The sequence below is a fragment of the Methyloceanibacter marginalis genome (genome assembly GCF_001723295.1).
In the GTDB taxonomy this organism is placed as follows: Bacteria; Pseudomonadota; Alphaproteobacteria; order Rhizobiales; family Methyloligellaceae; genus Methyloceanibacter; species Methyloceanibacter marginalis.
This window is the reverse complement of sequence record NZ_LPWD01000015.1, coordinates 1-4,040: the sequence shown is the minus strand read 5'-3', so window position 1 is coordinate 4,040 and position 4,040 is coordinate 1. Positions and strand designations below refer to the sequence as shown.

Genomic DNA, 4,040 nt, shown 5'->3' with positions numbered 1-4,040 from the left:
TGATCTTCTTGGCGATGGCTTCGGCGGTTGATTGGCGTTAGCTCATCGCTTTCCGCACGCGGGGATCCTTGAAGGCTTCGACGCGATCCTGGTTCAGTTCGAAGGTGAGGACACGTCGGGACTGAACGGTGACGAGGTCGCAGCACGACGCCGCCTCTACACGCTTCAGATCGGTGGGGGGGACTGGGCCGATGAAATCAACATCGCCGGCCAGCAATGCGGCCACGCGAGTCGCCGGCTCCTTGATGGGCGTAAAAACGATCTCCTCGACGTTGCCCGGCGAGGCTTTGTCCCAATAGTCGGCGAAGCGCTTGAACTCTAGCCTGATCCCCTGCTCGCGTTTCGTGACGATGAACGGCCCCGTGCCACTCATATTGGCCGACGCAAAGGACGAGCCGTGCTTGACCACCGCGTCCTTCGGCTGCCCGCGCTGGTCGGTGCCCGTGTAGAATTCGCGGTCCATCGGAAAGATGTAGGTCGCGAGATTCAGCACCAGCGGATACGGCCCCTTGGTGATGAGATCGACGGTGTGGGCGTCGACCGCCTGCGCCTTCTCGAACGGCTCGAACAGGGCTTTAAAGTCAGGGCTCTGCTTCAGGCGGTTGAAGGTCCAGACCACGTCTTCGGCGGTCATTTCCCGGCCGGAGTGAAAGAGCACGTCATCGCGCAGGTGAAACCGCGTGGTATGCGCATCAATCTGTTCCCAGCTCTTGGCGAGGCGCGGCTCTAGCGTCAGGTCCTGGCGGAAGCGCACCAGGGGATCGAACACGAGATGGGAGAGCTGGAGCGTCGCGCCAGACAGCTGCTCATGGGGATCGAGCGAGGCGGGGTCGGCATCATAGGCCATGCGCAGCGTCTTGCCGCCTGCGGCGGCGGCAGAGCTGCAAATCAGGAGCGCGAGAACGCAAAGGGACAGGAGACGGCGCATGAATGGTACTTTGTCGCCTGAAACCAAGGCACTCGTCCAGCCTCTTGCCTCGCAAGCTCCGGCCGATAAAGTCGCCCTCCCGCCCGCGAACCTTTCGGAGTCCATCGCCTCGTGTCAGGCTTTTTCGTCACCGGAACAGATACCGATGTCGGCAAGACCCTCGTCTCGGCTTGGCTCTTGATCCATCTCGATGGCTCCTATTGGAAGCCGGTGCAGGCGGGGACGGAGCCCCCGACCGACTCGGCCACGGTGCAGCGCCTCGCCGATCTCCCGGTAGGGCGCATCTTGCCGGAAGCTTATCTTCTGCCTGAACCAATGGCACCGCATGAAGCGGCCAGGCGCGCCGAAATCACCCTCGACATGCAGAAGCTGGCGCTGCCGCCAAACGACGGGCTTGTGGTGGTCGAAGGCGCGGGCGGGCTGATGGTGCCACTCACCGAGGATACCTATATGATCGACCTCGCGGCGGAGCTCGATCTACCAATTGTCCTTGTCGCGCGCTCCACCCTCGGCACCATCAATCACACGTTGCTCTCCATCGAAGCGATTAGGCGGCGCGGCCTGCCGCTCGCGGGTGTCGTCATCACCGGTCCAGAGACGCCGCACAACCGCGCCGCAATCGAGCGCTACGGACAAATCGAAGTTATCGCCGAGATTCCCTGGCTTGAGACCGTCGACCGCGCGGCGCTCAAAGCCATCGAACCCGAGCTCGATCTCCTGAAGCTTGCAACGGTGAGACCGTGAACGACGACGCGACCCGAAAGAAGAACTTGTCCGCGTCCGACGTGATCGCGCGCGACAAGCGCTATGTCTGGCACCCCTACACCCAGCACGGGACGGAGGTGGAGCCGACCGTCATCACGCGGGCCAAGGGGGCATCGCTGTTCGATGCGGAGGGTCGGGAGATTCTCGATCTGATCTCCTCGTGGTGGACCTGCACCCATGGTCACGCCCATCCCAAGATCAACGCTGCGCTTGCGCGTCAGGCGGCGCAAATGGAGCACGTGATGTTCGCGGGCTTCACCCATGAGCCCGCGGTCGACCTCGCCGAGATGCTCGCCGGCCTTCTGCCCGGCGACCTCAATCGCGTGTTCTTCTCCGACGACGGCTCGACGTCAGTCGAGGTGGCGATCAAAATCGCCTATCAGTCTTGGATCAATCGCGGCGAACCCCGCCGGCGCCTGCTCGTCGCCTTCGACGGCGGCTATCATGGCGACACGCTGGGCGCCATGTCGGTCGGGCGCGGCTCGCAAATGTTCGGCGCCTTCAAGGACCTGATGTGCCGGGTCCGGGTGCTGCCCTTCCCGGCCACGTTCGAGGGCGAGACGCGGCGGACGAGCGGGAGGCGGGCGCCTTATTCGGCGTTCGAAGCGCTTCTTGCAGATCACAAGCAGGCCGTCGCGGCGCTGATCATCGAGCCCATGATGCAGGGCTCGGCGGGCATCCGCTTTTGCCGACCAGGCTTTCTCAAGCGTCTTGTCGAGATGGCCCAAAAGGCTGGAGTCATTGTCATTTTCGATGAGGTGGCAACCGGGTTTGGGCGCACCGGAACGCTGTTCGCGCTGGAGCACGCCAGCGTGGTGCCGGACCTGGTGTGCCTCTCCAAAGGGCTCACCGGCGGTTACATGCCGCTCGCGGCCACGGTGGCGCGAGACCGGCTGTTCGACATGTTCCTCGGGCACAACTTCGACCGGGCGCTGCCGCACGGCCACTCCTTCACCGCCAATCCGCTGGCCTGCACCGTCGCGCTCACCGCGCTCGGGCTTTATGAAGAAGAGCAGACCATGGCGCGGATCGGAGAGATCAATGCGCGTCATCGGTCCATGCTCGACGTGCTGGCGGCGCGCGCGGACGTATCGAAGCGCGCGTGCTCGGTGACGTGCTGGCTTTCGAGGTTCAAGAAGGCGGGCAATACCAATCCGAGGCAAGCCGCAAGCTTAGGGCCTGGTATCTGGCCCACGGCTTCAACATCAGGCCGATCGGTTCGGCGGTCTATCTGATGCCGCCCTATTGCATCACCGACGAGGAACTCTCCCGCGCCTATGCGGGAATGATCGAGGGTCTCGATCAGCTCGCCTCAGGTACGCTCTAGCCGCCCGAAAACGATGTGCCAGGTGACGCGCCCGCCGAAGCGTTCATTCGTGACTCGGATCACCCGGCGCAGCGCACCGGCGGAAAGCGGCGCATAGCCCTCCCGCGGCGTCAGGCCGCCGACCGCTTTCATCCTGCGCAGGAAGGAAAGCGAATCGTTATCGGGCGTAGATGCTCCTCCTCGACCACACCAGGAATCGCGGGGAGATCGGGGATGCCGCTCGGGAGGCACTCCGTGGCCAACACGGTCCGCCATTCCGCGAAGCTGTCCGGACCGAGCGTGGCGAAGAGAAGGACGCCGCCCGGCGCGAGACGTGTGCGCAAGCGTTCGAGGCTGGCGACAGGATCTCTCAGCCAATGGAGCGTCATGCTGGTGACGATCAGATCGAGATCGTCATGGCCGCCTGCCGCGTCCGCATCCATGACTTCATAGGTCACGCGTGCGCGGGTTCGCGCGAGGTTGCGGCGGCACTCGCCGATCATGGCCGGCGCCGCATCGGTGAGCACGAACTGGCCGTGCGGATAGCGCGCGACGAGATGCCGGCTAAGGAGTCCCGTGCCGCAGCCGAGCTCCAGCACCCGCGGTGCCTTCAGCTCCGGAAGCATGCCGGCCAGCTTGCGCGCCACATCCTGCTGGAGGCCGGCATGGTCCTCGTAGCTGGCCGCTTGCGCGCCGAAGCGCGCTGCGACCTCGGCGCTACGACGAGACAGAATTGGCGAATTCAAGGACATGACGGGCGCACCACTCGGGGTGCCTCAAAGGCAGGACATGGCCGCCATCGGGCGACCAGACGATCTTCTCCGCTCCCCATACAGCTTCGGACATGGCGGGAGGAACGATCACGTCGTCTCGGGCAGCGAGGGTAAGGATCGGACATTGCAGCCTTTTCTTAGCCGCCTCCGCATCCCAATGCATTAGCCAATCGAGGCCTTCATCGAGCCGTGCGACATTCAGGGCCTCTGCGGGCGCGAAATCCGGAGCGCCGCAGGAGCGCCAGAACGCGGCCATGGTGCCGCCAGG

The 4,040-nt window shown here is 64.3% G+C and carries 6 protein-coding genes; 2 read left to right on the top strand and 4 right to left on the bottom strand.

Features of this window, described 5'->3' with window-relative positions; translation table 11 throughout:
- Nucleotides 1-37 precede the first annotated feature (37 nt).
- Nucleotides 38-928, bottom strand: a complete 891-nt coding sequence (locus tag AUC71_RS00610; protein WP_069622699.1) for an ABC transporter substrate-binding protein — start codon at nt 926-928, stop codon at nt 38-40.
- Nucleotides 929-1,039: 111 nt separating this feature from the next.
- Between AUC71_RS00610 and bioD the strand changes: the two genes are divergently transcribed.
- Both bioD and bioA read left to right on the top strand, forming a co-directional pair.
- A complete protein-coding gene (gene bioD, locus AUC71_RS00605) occupies nt 1,040-1,672 on the top strand; it encodes a dethiobiotin synthase (protein WP_069622698.1) in 633 nt (210 codons plus the stop codon).
- A complete protein-coding gene (gene bioA, locus AUC71_RS00600) occupies nt 1,669-2,928 on the top strand; it encodes an adenosylmethionine--8-amino-7-oxononanoate transaminase (protein ID WP_204376591.1) in 1,260 nt (419 codons plus the stop codon). Before bioD ends, bioA begins: the two co-directional genes overlap by 4 nt.
- Before the next feature lie 77 nt (nt 2,929-3,005).
- Here the strand turns inward: bioA and AUC71_RS19065 are convergent, their stop codons facing one another.
- The 3 genes from AUC71_RS19065 to AUC71_RS20095 form a co-directional block, all read right to left on the bottom strand.
- Complete coding sequence (locus AUC71_RS19065; RefSeq protein ID WP_158007651.1) at nt 3,006-3,152, bottom strand: hypothetical protein; 147 nt, start codon at nt 3,150-3,152, stop codon at nt 3,006-3,008.
- Nucleotides 3,149-3,751: a methyltransferase gene (locus AUC71_RS00595; protein WP_083237944.1), complete on the bottom strand. Its 603-nt coding sequence runs from the start codon at nt 3,749-3,751 to the stop codon at nt 3,149-3,151. The genes AUC71_RS19065 and AUC71_RS00595 overlap by 4 nt, the downstream gene beginning before the upstream one ends.
- Nucleotides 3,717-4,040, bottom strand: a 324-nt coding sequence (locus AUC71_RS20095; RefSeq protein WP_244500735.1) for an alpha/beta fold hydrolase, incomplete at its 5' end; no start/stop codon positions are given. The genes AUC71_RS20095 and AUC71_RS00595, both read right to left, overlap by 35 nt.

Excerpts from the sequence above, each read along its gene's own strand:
- AUC71_RS00595 (WP_083237944.1), bottom strand. The coding sequence starts at position 3,751 with ATGTCCTTGAATTCGCCAATTCTGTCTCGTCGTAGCGCCGAGGTCGCA.
- AUC71_RS19065 (WP_158007651.1), bottom strand. The coding sequence starts at position 3,152 with ATGAAAGCGGTCGGCGGCCTGACGCCGCGGGAGGGCTATGCGCCGCTT.
- AUC71_RS00610 (WP_069622699.1), bottom strand. The coding sequence starts at position 928 with ATGCGCCGTCTCCTGTCCCTTTGCGTTCTCGCGCTCCTGATTTGCAGC.